This is a genomic window from Bradyrhizobium sp. (assembly GCF_030693485.1).
Taxonomy (GTDB): Bacteria; Pseudomonadota; Alphaproteobacteria; order Rhizobiales; family Xanthobacteraceae; genus Bradyrhizobium.
In genome coordinates this window covers 1-17,986 of record NZ_JAUYAN010000304.1, presented here as the reverse complement: position 1 = coordinate 17,986, position 17,986 = coordinate 1, and the positions used below count along the sequence as shown (strand labels likewise).

At 65.8% G+C, this 17,986-nt stretch carries 15 protein-coding genes; 13 read left to right on the top strand and 2 right to left on the bottom strand.

The window, feature by feature from the left end:
• From Q8N40_RS22220 to Q8N40_RS22210, 3 genes are all read left to right on the top strand, one after another.
• On the top strand, positions 1 to 553 hold a 553-nt coding region (locus Q8N40_RS22220), incomplete at its 5' end, for a serine protease (RefSeq protein WP_305713324.1).
• 229 nt (positions 554 to 782) lie between these two features.
• Positions 783 to 1,292, top strand: coding sequence for a hypothetical protein (locus tag Q8N40_RS22215; protein ID WP_305713323.1), 510 nt, complete (start codon positions 783 to 785; stop codon positions 1,290 to 1,292).
• Positions 1,293 to 1,301: 9 nt separating this feature from the next.
• Positions 1,302 to 1,547 (top strand): hypothetical protein, encoded by a 246-nt coding sequence (locus tag Q8N40_RS22210; RefSeq protein WP_305322085.1) that lies wholly within the window; start codon positions 1,302 to 1,304, stop codon positions 1,545 to 1,547.
• A 13-nt stretch (positions 1,548 to 1,560) separates the two neighbouring features.
• Here Q8N40_RS22210 and ggt read toward each other — a convergent pair whose 3' ends face one another.
• A complete protein-coding gene (gene ggt, locus Q8N40_RS22205; protein ID WP_305713322.1) occupies positions 1,561 to 3,240 on the bottom strand; it encodes a gamma-glutamyltransferase in 1,680 nt (559 codons plus the stop codon).
• A 288-nt stretch (positions 3,241 to 3,528) separates the two neighbouring features.
• Between ggt and Q8N40_RS22200 the strand changes: the two genes are divergently transcribed.
• Positions 3,529 to 4,275 carry a ParA family protein gene (locus Q8N40_RS22200; RefSeq protein WP_305713321.1) on the top strand — a complete coding sequence of 249 codons (747 nt, stop codon included), beginning with the start codon at positions 3,529 to 3,531 and terminating at the stop codon, positions 4,273 to 4,275.
• A 254-nt stretch (positions 4,276 to 4,529) separates the two neighbouring features.
• On the opposite strand, the gene mutM is transcribed toward Q8N40_RS22200, so the two are convergent.
• A complete protein-coding gene (mutM, locus tag Q8N40_RS22195) occupies positions 4,530 to 5,411 on the bottom strand; it encodes a bifunctional DNA-formamidopyrimidine glycosylase/DNA-(apurinic or apyrimidinic site) lyase (protein ID WP_305713320.1) in 882 nt (293 codons plus the stop codon).
• An 81-nt stretch (positions 5,412 to 5,492) separates the two neighbouring features.
• On the opposite strand from mutM, the gene ubiE reads away from it, so the two are divergent.
• The 9 genes from ubiE to addB all read left to right on the top strand — a co-directional run.
• Positions 5,493 to 6,254: a bifunctional demethylmenaquinone methyltransferase/2-methoxy-6-polyprenyl-1,4-benzoquinol methylase UbiE gene (ubiE, locus tag Q8N40_RS22190; RefSeq protein WP_305319970.1), complete on the top strand. Its 762-nt coding sequence runs from the start codon at positions 5,493 to 5,495 to the stop codon at positions 6,252 to 6,254.
• Positions 6,251 to 7,825 (top strand): 2-polyprenylphenol 6-hydroxylase, encoded by a 1,575-nt coding sequence (gene ubiB / locus Q8N40_RS22185; RefSeq protein ID WP_305319969.1) that lies wholly within the window; start codon positions 6,251 to 6,253, stop codon positions 7,823 to 7,825. Before ubiE ends, ubiB begins: the two co-directional genes overlap by 4 nt.
• 55 nt (positions 7,826 to 7,880) lie before the next feature.
• Positions 7,881 to 9,317 (top strand): bifunctional phosphopantothenoylcysteine decarboxylase/phosphopantothenate--cysteine ligase CoaBC, encoded by a 1,437-nt coding sequence (gene coaBC / locus Q8N40_RS22180; protein WP_305713319.1) that lies wholly within the window; start codon positions 7,881 to 7,883, stop codon positions 9,315 to 9,317.
• Positions 9,314 to 9,769 (top strand): dUTP diphosphatase, encoded by a 456-nt coding sequence (dut, locus tag Q8N40_RS22175; protein WP_371135787.1) that lies wholly within the window; start codon positions 9,314 to 9,316, stop codon positions 9,767 to 9,769. The genes coaBC and dut overlap by 4 nt, the downstream gene beginning before the upstream one ends.
• A gap of 196 nt (positions 9,770 to 9,965) precedes the next feature.
• Positions 9,966 to 12,473, top strand: a complete 2,508-nt coding sequence (locus Q8N40_RS22170) for a PAS domain-containing sensor histidine kinase (protein WP_305713318.1) — start codon at positions 9,966 to 9,968, stop codon at positions 12,471 to 12,473.
• On the top strand, positions 12,470 to 13,978 hold the full coding sequence (gene tsaE, locus Q8N40_RS22165; RefSeq protein WP_305713317.1) for a tRNA (adenosine(37)-N6)-threonylcarbamoyltransferase complex ATPase subunit type 1 TsaE: 1,509 nt from the start codon (positions 12,470 to 12,472) through the stop codon (positions 13,976 to 13,978). The genes Q8N40_RS22170 and tsaE overlap by 4 nt, the downstream gene beginning before the upstream one ends.
• A gap of 91 nt (positions 13,979 to 14,069) precedes the next feature.
• Positions 14,070 to 14,387: a PilZ domain-containing protein gene (locus Q8N40_RS22160; RefSeq protein WP_305713316.1), complete on the top strand. Its 318-nt coding sequence runs from the start codon at positions 14,070 to 14,072 to the stop codon at positions 14,385 to 14,387.
• Positions 14,388 to 14,512: 125 nt separating this feature from the next.
• Positions 14,513 to 15,235 carry a nucleotidyltransferase family protein gene (locus tag Q8N40_RS22155; protein ID WP_305319964.1) on the top strand — a complete coding sequence of 241 codons (723 nt, stop codon included), beginning with the start codon at positions 14,513 to 14,515 and terminating at the stop codon, positions 15,233 to 15,235.
• Between the two features lie 226 nt (positions 15,236 to 15,461).
• Positions 15,462 to 17,986 (top strand): double-strand break repair protein AddB (gene addB / locus Q8N40_RS22150; RefSeq protein ID WP_305713315.1); only part of this gene is annotated, 2,525 nt, incomplete at its 3' end.

Here is a 17,986-nt window from a genome sequence, read left to right as displayed (position 1 = left end):
CGTCGAATACGGCACCGGCATCGTCGTCAGCGCCGACGGCGCCATCATTGCCGACCGCCAGGTCACCGACAGCTGTCTTGCGATCGCGATCGCAGGCCACGGCAACGCCGACCGCGTCGCCGAGGACAAGGATCACGATCTGGCGCTGCTGCGCATCTATGGCGCGCGCGGATTGAAGCCGCTGAACCTCGGCAATGGCGCCGCAAAATCCGGCGTTGAGCTGACCGGGATTGCCGATCCGCAAAACCAGGGCGGCGGCGCCGCGGCGAGCAGCGTCAAGGCATCGGTCACGCCAAACGGCAGCGGCGGCGATCTGTCGCCGGCGCCGGCACTGGGTTTTTCCGGCGCTGCGGCGTTCGACAGTGAGGGGAAATTCGCCGGCATCGCGCTGTTGAAGCCGGTGCTGGTGGCGGGACCGGCGAACGCCGCCGCCGCGGCGCTGGTGTCAGCCGATACCGTGCGCGGTTTCCTCAAGGCCAATGGCATCACTGCCGCAGGCGGATCGGCCGATGCCAAGGCATCGGTAGTGCGCGTGATCTGCGTACGGAAGTAGCGTCAACTGATCCCGAGAGCCGCACGCCAGGCAGCGCAAGGGCGCTGCCGGCAAGCCGCCCTCTTCGCCTCGGCAATACGGTGCCGCCTGCATTCCCGATCATGAAGTGAAGCGGGTCAGGAATCGCCGGCGACGCCGCCGGATTGTTGACATGGATCAATGCCGGTCCGGCTGATTGTCCCTCCAATTCGCCATTCATTTCGGCACAAGCCATTTCATGGACATGACGATGAAAAGCCTTCTGGCGACAACGATCGCAACGCTCGCCGTCGGCATCACCGGCTCCGGTTCGGCGGTTGCGCAATCCCCGCCACTGCCGACGCCTTTCGTCGAGGAAGTCATGGTCAAGACCTCGCTGCTGACATTCAACGACGCCAACCTGACCGGCAACTTCACCGTGATGTATGCCAAGATGGCCAAGCCGTTTCGCGACAAGTTCAGCGCCGATACCTTGAAGCAGGCTTTCAAGGTGTTTGCCGGAAAGCGTATCGACATCATCGCGGCGAAGCCGATCGTCCAGACCAGCCCGGCAAAATTCGCAAGCAACGGATCGCTGATGCTGCGCGGCTATTTCGACACGACGCCGAGCCGTCTCAGCTACGAGCTCGACTTCGCGGTCTCGGAAGGCGAATTGAAGCTGATCGCGATCGACGTCAAGGTACGGGATCAGTCGACCAGCGACGCCGGAGGAATTGGGCTCACCCATTCGGCCACCGATTTCTCCGCGGCCGGGAAGTGAGGCGCTGATATGACCGACATCGTCCAACCGGTAGCCACCTGGCGCAAGGTGCTCGCCGCCATCCTCGACTTCGTGACGGTGTTTTTCGGCGGCGGCTATGCCATCGGTTACCTGACCGGCAACGTGGCATCGGAGGGCTTCAAGCTCGAAGGCATGCCGGCGCTGATCCTGTTCGCGCTGCTCATCGTCTATTTCGTGGCCGGCAGCAAATATCTGGGCGGCACGATCTGGCAGCGCGTCCTGTACAGGCATTGAAAGCAGACATCGCTCACGCAAGCCCGAACCGGATTCCTGCACTCGCCAATCCTCCGGCGAGCCCGACCGGCGTGCCGTCGGCGCGCCAGCAGGCCGCGCCCGACATCGAGCCGTCCCGGTGAAACTGGATCGCATTCATGCCGCCGGCCACGGTCGGCACCGCCAGGACGTCATGGCCCATCGCGGCGAGAACCGCGCGAACACCAGCGGGAACGGTCGCCTCGATTTCGAGCGCATTGCCTTCGGTCCAGACCCTGGGCGCCTCGACGGCTTCCTGCAGGCTCATGCCGTGATCGATCAGATTGATCAGCGCCTGCATGGCGCTCGGAAAGATCTTCTTGCCGCCGGGCAAACCGAGCGCATAGACCAGCTTGCCGTCGCGCAGCGCCATCATGGGCGACATCGACGTGGTGACGCGCTTGCCCGGCGCCAACGACAGCGCGTGGCCCGGCCGGGGATCGTACAGGTTCATGTAATTGTTCGGCACCGTGCCGAGGCCGGGAATCAGGATCTTGGCGCCGAACAGATTGTTGATGGTCTGCGTGGTCGCGACCACGTTTCCAAACGCGTCCGCTGCGGTCATGTGCGTCGTGTGCGCGCTCTCGAGCTGCGCCACTTCAGCACTCCATTTTTGCGCGCGCGCTGGATCGATCGCGCTGCGGCGCTCCTTCGCATAATCCTTCGAGGTCAGCCGCTCCACCGGCACGCCGACAAAATCAGGATCCCCGCTGGCGGCGGCACGATCGGCAAAGGCGATTTTCAGCACCTCGGCGAGGTAATGGATGGTCGCGGCGGTGCCGAAGCCGAGCGCCGCGATGTCGTAACCCTCCAGAATATTCAACATCTGCGCGATGTGGACGCCGGAGGCGGCGGGTGGCGGCGGCCCGAGGATCTGCCAGCCGCGATAATCGGCCCGGATCGGCGCCCGCTCGACGGTCTTGTAAGACGTCAGATCCTCGCGCGTGATGAAGCCGCCATGCGCCTTCATGTAGTCGGCGAGAATGTCGCCGAGAGGCCCGGTATAGAGCGCGGCGTCGCCATGCTGTGCAATGTAACTGAGCGTCTCGGCATATTCCGGCTGTACGACGCGATCGCCGGCCTGCAGCGGGGTGCCATCAGGCAGATAGATCGCCGAGATCGACTTGTCCTTCAGCATCTCGGCCGCGCCGTCGCGGATGCATTCATGCAGATACGGCGTCGCCGCATAGCCGCGCGCGGCGTGCTTGATCGCGGGCTGCATCACATCGGCCAGCGGCATGGTGCCGAACCGCCGCAACGTTTCGCACCAGGCTTTCAGCGAACCGGGCACGGCGACCGCCTTCGCGCCGTTGAGGTTCTCGTCGCCGACGGTATCGAACACGTCATGCGCCGAGCCCGGCTTCGAGCGATAGGTGTCGGGGCGGACCGCCAGCGGCACGGTGCTCTGGCCATCGATGAAACGGTGGCTGCCGTCACTCAGTCTGATATGCGCCATGCCGCCGCCGATGATGCCGACCATCATCGGCTCGACCACGGTCAGCGTGAACAGGGTAGCGATCGCGGCATCGATGGCGTTGCCGCCGGCGGCGAGCATCTCCGCGCCCGCGGCCGAGGCCAGCGGGTGATTGCTGACCACCATGCCGCGGCTACCCGAGGCCGGCTGCTTCTGGCAGTCGAAAACGGTGTCGGTGCGATCGCGCCAGTTACCCATCATGATCTGCCGTCCTCTGTATTCCGTGTATCGGCTGCTCGTCGCTTTCTGCGGGGTGGACAACTTTGACGGTTAGCCGAGCCGAGCTTCGCGGGACCGTATTGTTCCGGAATAGTCAGATACCTCAATAATCGGCATCGTCGAAGAGTTAGGTGATTCGGACAGCCGCGATCCATGACCGTCTTAGGGATCGGGCCGGCACGTCCTGAGCGAGAATGCTCGGCATCGCAGAATGCGATGCATCAGTAGAGCGTACCGCAAATCCCTCAAGAATTCTTCAAAGGAACTACAATGCATACGATCGTTCTGGCCACCCAAAAGGGCGGCAGCGGCAAGAGTACGCTCGCCATCGGCCTCGCGCTGGCCGCCATCCAGGCCGGCCACACCGTTCGCCTGATCGAGACCGATTCGCAAGGCACGCTTTCGAACTGGCAGGGGCGCCGCCCCTATGCCGAGCCGCTGGTCGAGCCCGTCTACAGCGCCGGCGGTATCGAAGGCAAGCTGCAGTCGCTGCACCGCAGCGGCGTGACGGTGACCATCATCGACACCGCCGGCGGCACCAATGCTGCGACCACGGCGGCCATTCGCTACGCCGATCTGTGCCTGATCCCGTCGCGCCCGAGCGTTGCCGATGTCGAAGCCACCGCTTCGACGCTGAACATCGCCCGCGCGTGGAATACGCCGTTTGCCTTCGTCCTCAACCAGACCCCGATCCGCGGCCAGCGCGTCAGCAATGCCGCGATCGTCCTCGGCGACGAGGTATCGAACGATCTCGCCGACGTGGTCGCACAGCCCTACATCGTCATGCGCAACGATCACCAGGATGCGCTGGGCCTCGGACTGGCCGTCATCGAATACGCGCCGTCAGGCAAATCGGCCGATGAAGTTCGCGGCCTCTGGCAGTGGGTCGAGACCAGGTTGAACGGCGGCGTCAGCGCCGACGAACCGTTGATGATCAGCCTGCTGCCGTCCTCGCCCGACATCGCTCCCGCGATGTTCGCCCCGGCGCCGGAAGAGGCTGTCGCTCTGACTTCCTGAACCTGATCGCTCGGGATCGCCACCACCCCTCGGCTCCGCGCAGGGCATTGCGTAGAGCAAGCGACGAAGCAATCCGGCAACCAGCCCCGCCGGATTGCTTCGTTTCGCTTCTTATCGGGCGGCGCTTTGCGCCGACCGGCGGTTCGCCAGGACGGCGTGACACTCGCCGCAAGCGCGGCTCGCACCTCACGGGTGAACGCAATTGCGTTGATCCCCGGGGATGACGGCCGAGCCAGGCGCGCGAAAGACGCCAATCACTTCTGGCATTTCGGGCACCAGAAGGTCGAGCGCCCGTTCTGGGTGAAGCGCTTGACGATGCCGCTGCACTTGGCGGTCTGGCATTTTTCGCCTTCGCGGTCGTAGACCTGAAATGAATGCTGGAAATAGCCGAGTTCGCCCGAGGTCTGGCGATGATCGCGCAGCGACGAGCCGCCGGCCTTGATGGCCTGGTTGAGCACGCCGTGAATGGCGGTCACCAGCCGTTTGGCGTGATCGGCCGGCTCGTTCTTTCTGGTCGCCAGCGTCGCGGCCGATCTGCGCGGCGACAGCTGCGAACGATACAGCGCCTCGCAGACATAGATGTTGCCGAGGCCCGCGACCACGCGCTGGTCGAGCAGGGCTGCCTTCAGGCTGGTCTTCTTGTCGGCGCAGGCGCGCGCCAGCATGGTGGCATCGAATTCATTGCCGAGCGGTTCGGGGCCGAGCCCCCTCAGCAACGGCTCCGCTTCCAGCGCGTCGCGCGCGATGATCTTCATGTAACCGAAACGGCGCGGATCGTTGAAAACAACCGATACGCCCGATGACATGTGAAACACCACATGATCATGCGCGCGATCGTCGCCCCGCGGATGGTGGAATTGGCCCGGCGAATGCGTTGCTTCATTGGCAACCACGCGGAACGAGCCCGACATCCCCAGATGCATCAGCAGTACGTCGCCCGAGCCGAGATCGGCCATCAGGTATTTGGCGCGGCGGCCGAGCCCGGTGACAGTCTGGCCGTCCAGCCTTGCGACAAAATCCTTCTGGAACGGAAACCGCAGATCCTTGCGCCGGGCCTCCGCTTTCGCGATCAGAAATCCCTCCATGACGGGCTGCAGGCCGCGGCGAACGGTCTCGACTTCGGGTAATTCGGGCATATCGGGGCGTTCACCTTGAGGACGTGACGTGATAGCGCCATTGCGGCGGGCGCGCTATGGTCCGCCGACGGAGAAACGTTGATGGATCGGCCGGACCAGACCACGCATTTTGGCTTCAGGGACGTCCCCCTGGGGGAGAAGCAGACGCTGGTGAACGATGTGTTCCACAGCGTGGCGCAGCGCTACGACCTGATGAACGATCTGATGTCCGCGGGCCTGCACCGGGTCTGGAAAGACCTGATGATCACTGCGCTCAATCCGCCGCGTGGCGATACGCCGTTTGCCCTGCTCGACGTCGCCGGTGGCACCGGCGACATCGCCTTTCGCGCCGCCAAGGCCGCGGGTGCGGGGTTTCGGGCGACCGTCTGCGACATCAATTCCGACATGCTGGAGGTTGGCCGCACCCGCGCCGCGTCACGGCAGCTCGACGAGCGGGTGTCGTTTGTCGAGGGCAATGCCGAGGCGCTGGCTTTCCCGGATCGCAGCTTCGACGCCTACACCATCGCTTTCGGCATCCGCAATGTGCCGCGGATCGATCTCGCGCTCAGCGAGGCCTATCGGGTGCTGAAGCCGGGCGGGCGATTTCTCTGCCTGGAATTCTCCACCGTCGACATGCCCGGGCTCGACCGCATCTACGATTTGTTTTCGTTCAAGGTGATTCCGCCGCTCGGCCGCGCCGTGACCGGTGACGCCGAGTCCTATCGGTATCTCGTCGAATCGATCCGCAAATTCCCCAGGCCGAATGCGTTCGCCGAGATGATGCGCACGGCCGGATTTTCCCGCGCCAGCTGGCAGAGTTTTTCGGGCGGCATCGTGGCGTTGCATTCGGGCTGGCGTTTGTGATTTCTGCAATTACCCACATCGCGCGGCTCATCCGCGCCGGTTTCGTGTTCGCGCGCGAGGGCGTCTTCAGCGTGGTCGATCCCTCGCTGGTGCCGCCGCCCGGGCAGTTGGCGCTGCGGCTGGCCCGATTGATCGAACGGCCCGGCACCAAATCCGGCCCGCGGCTGTCGCGCGCCCTGACCCGGCTCGGACCGGCCTATCTCAAGCTCGGACAGTTTCTCGCCACCAGGCCCGACGTGGTCGGCGCCAGCATGGCGCGCGATCTGGAAAGCCTGCAGGACCGGCTGCCGCCATTTGCGCAGGAAGAGGCCGAAACCGTCATCGCGGCATCGCTGGAACGCCCCGTGGCGCAGGCGTTTGCGAGCTTCGGGCCGGCGGTCGCCGCGGCCTCGATCGCGCAGGTGCATCGCGCGGAAACCGAGCGGGACGGCGTCCGCACATCGGTTGCGGTCAAGGTGCTGCGGCCCGACGTCGCCGCGCGTTTCCGCCGCGACCTCGCCGACTTTTTCTTCGTCGCGCACAAGGCGGAAGCGCATTCGGCGGAAGCCCGGCGGCTGCGGCTGATCGAGGTCATCAATACGATGTCGCGCTCGGTCGCGATGGAGATGGATCTGCGGCTGGAGGCGGCAGCGCTGTCCGAGATGGCGGAGAACACCCGCGACGACCCGGATTTCCGCGTGCCCACGGTCGACTGGGATCGCACCACGCACAATGTGCTGACGATGGAATGGATCGACGGCATCGCGCTGAGCGACCATGCGCGGCTGGCGCAATCGCAGGTCGACCTGCCCGAACTCGGGCGCAAGGTGATCCAGAGTTTCCTGCGCCATGCGTTGCGCGACGGCTTCTTTCATGCCGACATGCATCCGGGAAATCTGTTTCTGGACGATTCCGGCCGCCTGGTCGCGGTCGATTTCGGCATCATGGGCCGGCTCGGCATGAAGGAGCGCCGCTTCCTCGCCGAAATCCTTTTGGGCTTCATCACCCGCAATTATCGCCGCGTCGCCGAAGTGCATTTCGAGGCCGGCTATGTGCCGGCGCATCACTCGGTCGAGAACTTCGCGCAAGCGATCCGCGCCATCGGCGAGCCGATCCATAACCGCGTCGCCGAGGAAATCTCGATGGCGAAGCTGCTGACGCTTTTGCTCGAGGTCACCGGCCTGTTCGACATGCGCACCCGCCCCGAACTGATCCTGCTGCAGAAGACCATGGTGGTGGTCGAGGGCGTGGCGCGCGGTTTCGATCCCAAGCTCGATATCTGGAAGGTCGCCGACCCCGTGGTTCGCGAATGGATCGAGCGCAATCTCGGCCCGGTCGGACGCGTTCAAGGCGCCGTGGCTGGCGCCGGCGAGTTGGGCCGGGTAATCGGCGCCCTGCCGTCACTCGCCTCGCGGTCCGTCGCGGTGCTGGAGCAGCTGGAAACTATGACCCGGGAGGGCATCACGCTGTCGCCGGAGACGATTGCAGCGCTGGGCCGATCCGAAGGCCGCAAGAACCGCGCGCGCACCCTGGCGCTCTGGATCATCGCGGCGACCTTCATCGCCATTTTGTTTGCGGTCCGCCAGCTTTGATTGCAATGCCTGCATTTAATGCTAGCATTGATGTCAATCTTTCAGGATATCGCCCATGGCCAGCTTGACCATCCGAAAACTCGATGACGCCATCCGCGACGAGCTGCGTTTGCGCGCGGCCCGCAACGGCCGATCGGTCGAAGATGAGGTGCGGGTGATCCTGCGCGAGGCGGCCCATCACCCCCCGCCGACCGCAGCCACGCCGCCGGCCGCCTTCCAGCCGGAGGCTGCGGATCGCCGGCCCCGCGCCGCCCATGGCCTGCCGCGCGTCACCCTGATCATCGGCGGCGGTATCGCCGCCTACAAGGCGCTGGACCTGATCCGGCGGCTGAAGGAGCGCCAGATCCACGTCCGCTGCGTGCTGACCCGCGCCGCGCAGCAATTCGTCACGCCGCTTTCCGCCAGCGCGCTGTCGAACGAGCGCGCCTATACCGACCTGTTCGATCCATCCAGCGAGTTCGACGCCGGCCATATCCGGCTTGGCCGCGACTGCGACCTGATCGTGGTGGCGCCGGCGACCGCCGACCTGATCGCCAAGATGGCGCAGGGCCATGCCGATGATCTCGCCAGCGCCATTCTGCTCGCGGCCAACCGGCCGATCCTGCTGGCACCGGCGATGAACCCCCTGATGTGGAACAACGCCGCGACCCGGCGCAATGTCGCGCAGCTCGAACGCGACGGCGTCGCCTTGATCGGGCCCAATGCCGGCGAGATGGCCGAAGCCAATGAGGCCGGAGTAGGCCGGATGGCGGAGCCCACGGAAATCGCCATCGCCGCGGAAGAATTTCTGCGGCCGCCGCAGCCGCGCCCGCTGGCCGGCAAGCGGGTGCTGATTACGGCGGGGCCGACGCACGAGCCGATCGATCCGGTGCGCTACATCGCCAACCGCTCTTCCGGCAAACAGGGTTTTGCTATCGCCGCGGCGGCGCAGGCCGCCGGCGCCGACGTCATCCTGGTCTCCGGCCCGGTCGACCTCGACGATCCCGCGGGGGTCGCCGTGAAGCATGTGGAATCCGCGCGCGACATGCTGCGCCAGGTCGAAGCGTCGCTGCCGGTGGATATCGCGATCTTCGCCGCCGCCGTCGCCGACTGGCGGGTCGTCAATGAAGGCGAGCAGAAGCTGAAGAAGACATCAGCCGGCATGCCGCCGCTGCAACTGGTGGAAAATCCCGATATCCTCGCGACGATCTCAAAACTGGGCGACGGGCGCCCGCCGCTGGTGATCGGCTTCGCCGCCGAAACCGAACACCTGATCGACAACGCCAGGGCAAAGCTGGCGCGCAAGGGCTGCGACTGGATCGTCGCCAATGACGTTTCGCCCGCGACCGGCGTGATGGGCGGCGACCGCAACACGGTTCATCTGCTGACCCGCGATGCCGGGGAAATCAATGTCGATTCATGGCCGGTCATGAGCAAGGAACAAGTCGCCACCGAACTGGTGGCGCGGATCGCCGACAGCCTGATGGCCAAGCCCGGGGAGAAGACATCGTGAGCGCAGTCAAGATCGAGATCCGGCAATTGCCGCATGGCGAAGGCCTGGCGCTGCCGGCCTATCAGAGCGCGCATGCCGCCGGGCTCGATCTGCTGGCGGCGGTGCCGGAAGACGCGCCTGTCGTGCTGGCTCCCGGAACATACGCGCTGGTTCCGACCGCGCTGACGATCGCGCTGCCACCGGGCTTCGAGGCCCAGGTGCGGCCGCGCTCCGGGCTTGCCGCCAAGCACGGCATCACCGTGCTGAATTCGCCCGGCACCATCGATGCGGATTATCGCGGCGAGATCGGCGTGCTGCTGATCAACCATGGCGACGCCCCGTTCCCGATCCGGCGCGGCGAGCGCATCGCGCAGATGGTGATTGCCGCCGTCGTGATGGCGGAACTGGTTCCCGTGCTGGCGCTCTCGACCACCGACCGCGGCAGCGGCGGATTCGGTTCCACCGGCCGCTAGGATCGGCGAGAAAACAGCGCCAAATTTTACCGAATCGATTTCCGCGAACCTCACCTCAACGCATTTTTTTGCATCGCGATTCACGTTCACGATCTGGACTCTTACCCGCGGAGTCCCGTTGGGGATATTGTCGTTCGATTCGCGAACGGCGGGTTGAAGCGCGCCGGGCGTAAAGTCGTGCGGTTTGGGGCAAACCATGTCGGGCGTAATCGTGGCGATGCGTCGGACCCTGCTGTCGTGCACTTCACTGGCACGTAACGGCTTGATCGCCCTTGGCGTGGCGCCATGGCTGCCGGCCGCGCCGGCCCATGCCAGCGAATTACCCTTCATTCAGTCGATCGTGACCTGGCTCGATCTCGATCACCAGGAATTCGTCATCCTCGCCACAGCGCTGGCGTTGCTGGGTTTTTCGGTTGTGTCCGCGATCCTGCTGATGCGCACGCGGGTTCGCGCGGCTGCCAACGAGGCGCGGCTGCGTTCCGATATCGGGGATCTGCAAGTCCAGGCCGACCGCCTGCGGGCGCTGTTGTTCGCCGAACCCCAGATCCTGATCGCGTGGGCCGCGGGCGACAATCGTCCGCAGATATCAGGCGATACCTCGCTGCTGCTGGCCCAGGATTCGCCCCAGCGCATTCTGGCGTTTGGAAGCTGGTTGCCGCCGGAACCGGCGCTGCAGATGGACCATGCGGTCGACGCACTGCGCGAGGCCGGCGAGGGCTTTCTCATCAACCTCACCACCTCGAACGGCCAGGCGCTGGAAGCCATGGGCCGCGCCATCGGCGGCCAGGCCATTGTGCGGATTCGCGAACTCGGCGGATTGCGCCGTGAACTCGCCGAGACCAATTTGCGCTACAAGGCGCTGTCGGAGGAAACCGAGATGCTGCGCGGCTTCGCCGCCGCGGCACCCTGGCCGATCTGGGCCAAGGGCGCCAAGGGCGGTCTCAGCTACGCCAATGCCGCCTATGCGCAGGCGACCGAGGCCGTCAGCGTCGCGGACGCGATCGACCGCCGTCTCGAACTGCTCGACAGCGACGACCGCGGCGCGATGGACCGGGCGCTGAAGGAAGCATCAGGCTTCACCGCGCGGCTGCCGATCGTGGTCGGCGGCGAGCGCCGCATCTACGATGTGCGCGCGATGAATGTCGGCAACGGCAGCGCCGGCATCGCCATCGACGCCTCGGAGGCCACCGCGCTGCGCGCTGCGCTGGAGCGGATGGCGGAAGCGCATCGCCGCACCCTCGATCAATTGTCGTCCGGCGTCGCGGTGTTCGACGGCCAGCGGCGGCTGGCGTTCTACAATGATTCCTATCGCCGGCTGTGGGACCTCGACCGCGCCTTCCTCGACAGCAACCCCGATGATTCCAGCGTGCTCGACCGCCTGCGCGCCGCGCGCAAGGTTCCGGAGCAGCCGGACTTCCGGGCCTGGAAGGCCAGGCTGCACGAGGCCTATCGCGCGGTGGAGCCCGAAAAGGATACCTGGTACCTGCCGGACGGCCGCGCCGTCAGCGTCGTCACCACGCCCAATCCGGAGGGCGGCGTCACCTATCTGTTCGACGACGTCACCGAAAGCCTCGATCTGGCGCGGCGGTTCGACGGCCTGATCCGGGTGCAGCGCGAAACGCTCGACAATCTCGCCGAAGCCGTCGCGGTGTTCGGCAGCAATGGCCGCGCCCAATTGTTCAATCCGGCCTTCGCCAGGATGTGGAAGCTGTCGCCCGAGGCGCTGCGCGAGCAGCCGCATATCGAGACCTTTGAGGCCTGGTGCAAGCCGCTGTTCGACGACGAAGCCACATGGCGCACCATCCGCGAAGCCATCACGGCGATCGAGAACCGGGTCGAGGTACCGCTGAAGCTGGAGCGCAACGACGGCAGCGTGCTGGACTGCATGACCATGCCACTGCCCGACGGCGCCACCATGCTGACCTTCCAGGACATCACCGACACCGAGAATGTCGAGCGCGCGCTGCGCGAGCGCAACGAGGCGCTGGAAACCGCCGACCAGATGAAGGTCGATTTCGTCCACCACGTGTCCTACGAGCTGCGCTCGCCACTGACCACCATCATCGGGTTCGCGCATTTCCTCGCCGACCCCGTGACCGGCCCCTTGATGCCGAAGCAGGCCGAATATCTCGGCTACATCACCGCCTCGACCAACGCGCTGCTCGCCATCATCAACAACATCCTCGATCTCGCCACCATCGACGCCGGCGCGATGTCGCTCAATCTCGGCTCCATCGATATCCGCAAGACCATCGAGGCCGCCGCCGAAGGCATCCAGGACCGGCTCGCCACCGACCGCATCGAACTCAAGGTCGACGTCGATCCCTCGATCGGCAGTTTCACCGGCGACGAGCGCCGCGTGGTCCAGGTATTGTATAATCTGCTGGCCAACGCCGTCGGCTTCTCGCCGCAGGACGCCACGGTCGGCCTCAGCGCCCGGCGCACCGAACACAGCGTGGTCTTCAGCGTCACCGATTCCGGGCCGGGCATTCCGCCCGACGTCAAGGACAAGGTGTTCGACTGGTTCGAGAGTCATTCCAACGGCTCGAAGCATCGCGGCGCCGGCCTCGGCCTGTCGCTGGTGCGCTCCTTCGTCGAGTTGCACGGCGGCAAGGTCAGCGTCGATTCGATCGTCGGCAGGGGCACGACCGTCACCTGCGACTTTCCGATCGATCAGGCCGCGCATCGTCACGCCGCGGAATGACCGCTCCCGTCACATTTTCGCTGGCGCTGTCGAACGAGACCGCGACGGCGCATTTGATGGCCGATCTCGCTTTGCTGATCGGCCCCGGCGATCTCATCACCCTCTCCGGCGATCTCGGCGCCGGCAAGACTGCCGCGGCGCGCGCCATGATCCGCTATCTCGCCGACGACGACGCGCTGGAAGTGCCGAGCCCGACCTTCACCCTGGCGCAAAGCTACGACCTCGCCCCGTTTCCGCTGGTTCATGCCGATCTTTATCGCGTCAACGATCCCATCGAGCTGGAGGAGATCGGGCTGTCGCCTCTGCCCGAGGGAACAGTGGTCTTGATCGAATGGCCGGAACGCGCCGCCGGCGCGCTGCCCGAAGACCGCATCGACATCGCGCTCAGCCATCGCCCCGCGCTGGGCTCGGCCGCGCGCGCGGCCGAGATCACCGGCTACGGCAAGGCCGCCGCGCAGGTCGCGAGACTGCAGACGCTGCGGCAGTTTCTCGATGGCGCCGGCTATCTCGAGGCCAAACGGCGGCGGATGGCCGGCGACGCCTCGACCCGTTCCTATGCGCGCCTGATCCGCGACGACGGCATCGTGATCCTGATGAACTCGCCGCGACGACCCGATGGCGGCACGACCTACGCAAGGGCCGTTCATCTGGCCGAGGACGTCAAGCCGTTCGTCGCCATCGCCAACGGCCTGCGCGAGCGCGGCTTCTCGGCGCCGGCCATCCACCTTGCCGATCTCGACGCCGGATTTCTGATCACCGAGGATTTCGGCAGCGAAGGCGTCATCGAGGGCGATCCGTCCGCACCGATCGCGGAGCGCTACGAGGCCGCGACCGACATGCTGGTGGCGCTGCATCGCGAACCCTTGCCGGAACAGCTGCCGCTGGCAACCGGGCTCACCTATGCCATTCCCGGCTTCGACACCGATGCGTTGCTGGTCGAGGTCGGACTGATGCCCGAATGGTATCTGCCGGATCGCGGCGCCGTGCTGAGCGACGAACTGCGCGCCGAATTCGTCACGATGTGGCGCGATCTGCTGGTGAGGCCGGCGGCCGCGGCGAAAACCTGGGTGATGCGCGATTTTCATTCGCCCAACCTGATCTGGCTCGCCGAGCGCCAGGGCATTGCGCGGGTCGGCATCATCGACTTCCAGGACGCCGTGCTCGGACCGGCCAGCTACGATCTGGTGTCGCTGCTGCAGGATGCGCGGATCGACGTGCCCGAAGCGCTCGAACTGGCGCTGCTGACGCGCTATATCAAGGCGCGGCGCGCGGCCGACGACGGCTTCGACGCAGCCCAGTTCGCCGAACTCTACGCCATCATGTCGGCGCAGCGTAACACGCGGCTGCTCGGCACCTTTGCCCGGCTCAACCGGCGCGACGGCAAGCCGCAATATCTGCGCCACCAGCCCCGGATATGGACCTATCTGACCCGTTCGCTGGCGCATCCGGTGCTGGCGCGGCTTCGGGAGTGGTATGCCGCCAATGTACCGCCGCCGGCCCCGTAGATTTACGGGTTATTAGCCAACCCCGCGTTAACCTATGGGGGGAGCCCACCCTGACGGCACGGGGCGCGGCGGCTGTGGCGGGAGCAGATCAATGGCGACGAGCGAGCGGCGCAAGGGCGACCGGGTGATCTTCGAGCGCGGCTATGCCGCGCACATGATGGGCATTGACGGCACCTGGCGGCGCGAATGCACGATGGAAGACATTTCGGAAACCGGCGCCAAGCTCACGGTCGAGGGCTCGGTCGAGGGGTTGCATCTGAAGGAGTTCTTCCTGCTGCTGTCGTCCACCGGCCTGGCCTACCGTCGCTGCGAGCTGTCCTGGGTTAACGGCGACCAGATCGGCGTCAATTTCCTCAAAACCGGTGGCAAGCTGAAAAAAGCCAGGCGTCCGCAAGACGCCGACGCCTGAGCGGACCGCTGCCGCCGTCGTATGGCCGTCATGACCGGCGACTATGGCGTCATCATCCATGCGAGCAACTGACCGCCGTGATATGATCACGGGACTCACCGCAACCGTTCGAGAAATCTCCTGAAATGTCCGTCAAACCCACCAAAGCCATGGTCCTCGCCGCCGGTCTCGGCCTGCGCATGCGTCCGCTGACCGACAACATGCCGAAGCCGCTGGTGCGCGTGGCCGGCAGCGCCCTGCTCGATCACGTGCTGGACAAGCTCGGCGACGCCGGCGTCGAACAGGCCATCGTCAATGTGCATTATTTGCCCGACCAGATCATCGATCACACCAAAGGACGAACCCGGCCCCGCGTGATCATTTCGGATGAGCGCGACCAGGTGCTCGGCACCGGCGGCGCCATCGTCAAGGCGCTGCCTTTACTCGGCGACGCGCCGTTCTTTCACGTCAATGCCGACACCATGTGGATCGATGGGGTGCGGCCAAATCTGGCGCGGCTGGCGGAAGCCTTCGACCCCGCGCGGATGGATATCCTGCTGCTGATGGCGCCGACGGCGAGCAGCATCGGCTATGGCGGCCGCGGCGATTACGCCATGCTGGCCGACGGCACGCTGCGCAAGCGCCGGGAACACGAGGTGGTTCCGTTCGTCTATGCCGGCGTCGCGATCCTGTCGCCGTCGCTGTTCGCCGACGCGCCAAAGGGCGAATTTTCGCTGACCAGGAATTTCGATTCCGCCAATGAGCAGGGGCGGCTGTTCGGCCTGCGGCTGGACGGCGTCTGGATGCACGTCGGAACCCCCGACGCGGTGCAGGCGGCGGAACGGGCTTTTCTCGCCAGCGTGGCGTAGGCGCCCGTCATTCGGGGGCGATGCGAAGCATAGAACCTCAGATGTGCAATTGCCCATCGGGGAATCTCGAGATTCCGGGTCTGCGCCTTGCGGCGGATCCCGGAATGACGGCCATAAATCCCGAAAACAACCCCATGTACAGTAAAGAAAGCCTGCATACCCAATAGGATATGCACCCGGGAAGCGACCATGCCATGATGCGGCCCGATCCCGAATCAGGCAGCCCATGCGCGTTTTCAGTGTCCCGGTATCCGCGCCGTTCCTGCGCACCGTCATCGCCGCTCTGGTCGATGGCAGACTGGTCGATGGCTTCGAGGCCCGCACCGATCCGGCACGGCTGGCGACGGCGACGCTGTATCTGCCGACCCTGCGCGCCGGGCGCATGGCGCGGGAAATCTTTCTCGATGAGCTGAAAACCGACGCGGTGGTGCTGCCGCGCATCGTCGCGCTTGGCGACATCGACGAGGACGAGCTGGCGTTCGCACAGGCCACTTCGCCCGGATCCGCCGCGCTGGAAATTCCCCCCGCGATGGACGGGCTGCAGCGCCGCCTGCTGCTGGCGCAACTGATCGCACTGTGGGCCAAGCAGATCAGGCCGGCCGATGCGGCGCAGGCGCCGCTGGTGACCGGCGGGCCGGCCTCGACGCTGGCACTGGCCGACGATCTGGCGCGGCTGATGGACGACATGGTGACCCGCAAGGTCGAGTGGTCCAGACTCGACGGGCTGGTGCCGGATGCGCTCGACCGCTACTGGCAGCTCACTTTGCAGTTCCTCGACATCGCCAAGACGACCTGGCCCGGCATCCTCGACGCGTATGGCCGGATCGAGCCGGCGGCGCGGCGCGATCTGTTGATCGAGGCCGAGGCCGCGCGCCTCACCACACATCATGACGGACCTGTCATCGCGGCGGGCTCGACCGGATCGATGCCATCGACCGCGCGGCTGCTGCAGACCGTCGCCGGCCTGCCGCGGGGCGCCGTGGTGCTGCCGGGGCTCGACACCGATCTCGACGATGACGCCTGGCAATTGATCGGCGGCGTACGGAATGCCGATGGCAAGTTCGCCGCGAATCCTGCATCGAACCATCCGCAATTCGCCATGCACGCGCTGCTCGATCGCTTCGGCATCAAGCGCGGCGATGTCGAAATTCTGGGCGAACCTGCGCCACATGGGCGCGATGTGCTGGTCTCCGAGGCGATGCGACCTTCGAATGCGACCGCGCAATGGCACCGGCGGCTGGGAGAACCGAAAACTTCAAAGAAGATTTCCCTTGGGATGACCAGCCTCGCCGTGATCGCGGCTGCCAATCCCGAGATGGAGGCGTTGGCGATCGCGGTGGCGATGCGCGAGGCGCGGCATCTGAACAAATCGGCGGCGCTGGTGACGCCTGATCGCGCGCTGGCGCGGCGCGTGGCCGCGGCCCTCGGCCGCTGGAATCTGGAATTCGACGATTCCGGCGGCGACGTGCTGACCGACACGTCGTCAGGAATTTTCGCCAGGCTCGCCGCCGAGGCGGCAGCGAACGGGCTGGAGCCGCCGACGCTGCTGGCATTGATAAAACATCCGCTATGCCGGCTCGGCGGCGCGCATGGCGCCTTCAAGGCCGCCATCGAGGTGCTCGAGCTGGCGCTGTTGCGCGGCACCCGGCCGCAGGCGCGAAGCAGCGGGCTCGCCCGCGACTTCTCCCGATTCCGCCAGGAGCTGACAAAACTTGGGAAAGGCGAGACCTCCTCGCTGCACCGCGCGGAGCCACGCTCCCGGCTCGGCGACGCCGAACTCGATAAAGCGCAAGCGCTGGTCGAGCTGTTGCAGAAGGCGCTCGCTCCTTTGGAAGACCTGAGCGTGTCGAAACCACATGACTTTGCCGAACTTGCAAAGTGCCATCGCGACGTCCTGATGGAATTGTCGCGCGACCCGGATGGCGTCGCGATCGCTTTCGACGGGCCGCAAGGTTCGGCGCTTTCAGCCGCGTTCGACGATCTGCTCGGCAGCGAAGCCCCCAGCGGCCTGATGGTCGAACTCGGCGACTACCCGGAAGTGTTCCAGACCGCGTTCGCCGACCGCATCGTGCGGCGACCGGAATCGGCGCGGGCGCAGCTTCACATCTACGGTCAGCTGGAAGCGCGGCTGACGCAATCCGACCGGATCATCCTCGGCGGGCTGGTCGAAGGCGTCTGGCCACCGGCGCCTCGCGTGGATCCGTGGCTGAGCCGGCCGATGCGGCACGAGCTCGGCCTCGATTTGCCGGAGCGGCGCATCGGCCTCTCCGCGCATGATTTCGCCCAGCTGCTCGGCGCCGATGACGTGATCCTCAGTCACGCCGCCAAGGTCGGCGGCGCGCCCGCGGTGGCCTCGCGGTTCCTGCACCGGCTCGAGGCGGTAGCGGGTGAGGAGCGCTGGAACGCCGCGGTCGACGCCGGCGCGAGATATGTCGGGTTTGCCGCCCGGCTCGACAGCCCCGACAAGGTCGAACCGATCAAGCAGCCCGCGCCAAAGCCGCCGCGCGCGGTCAGGCCGCTGAAACTCTCGGTCACCGCGATCGAGGACTGGCTGCGCGACCCCTATACGATCTACGCGAAATATATTCTGAAACTGGCGCCACTCGATCCCGTCGACATGCCGCTGTCGGCCGCCGACCGCGGTTCGGCGATTCACGACGCGCTCGGCGAATTCACGCAAGTGTTCGCCACCGCGCTGCCACCCGACCCCGCGGGCGCGCTGCGCGTCTTTGGCGAGAAATATTTTGCGCC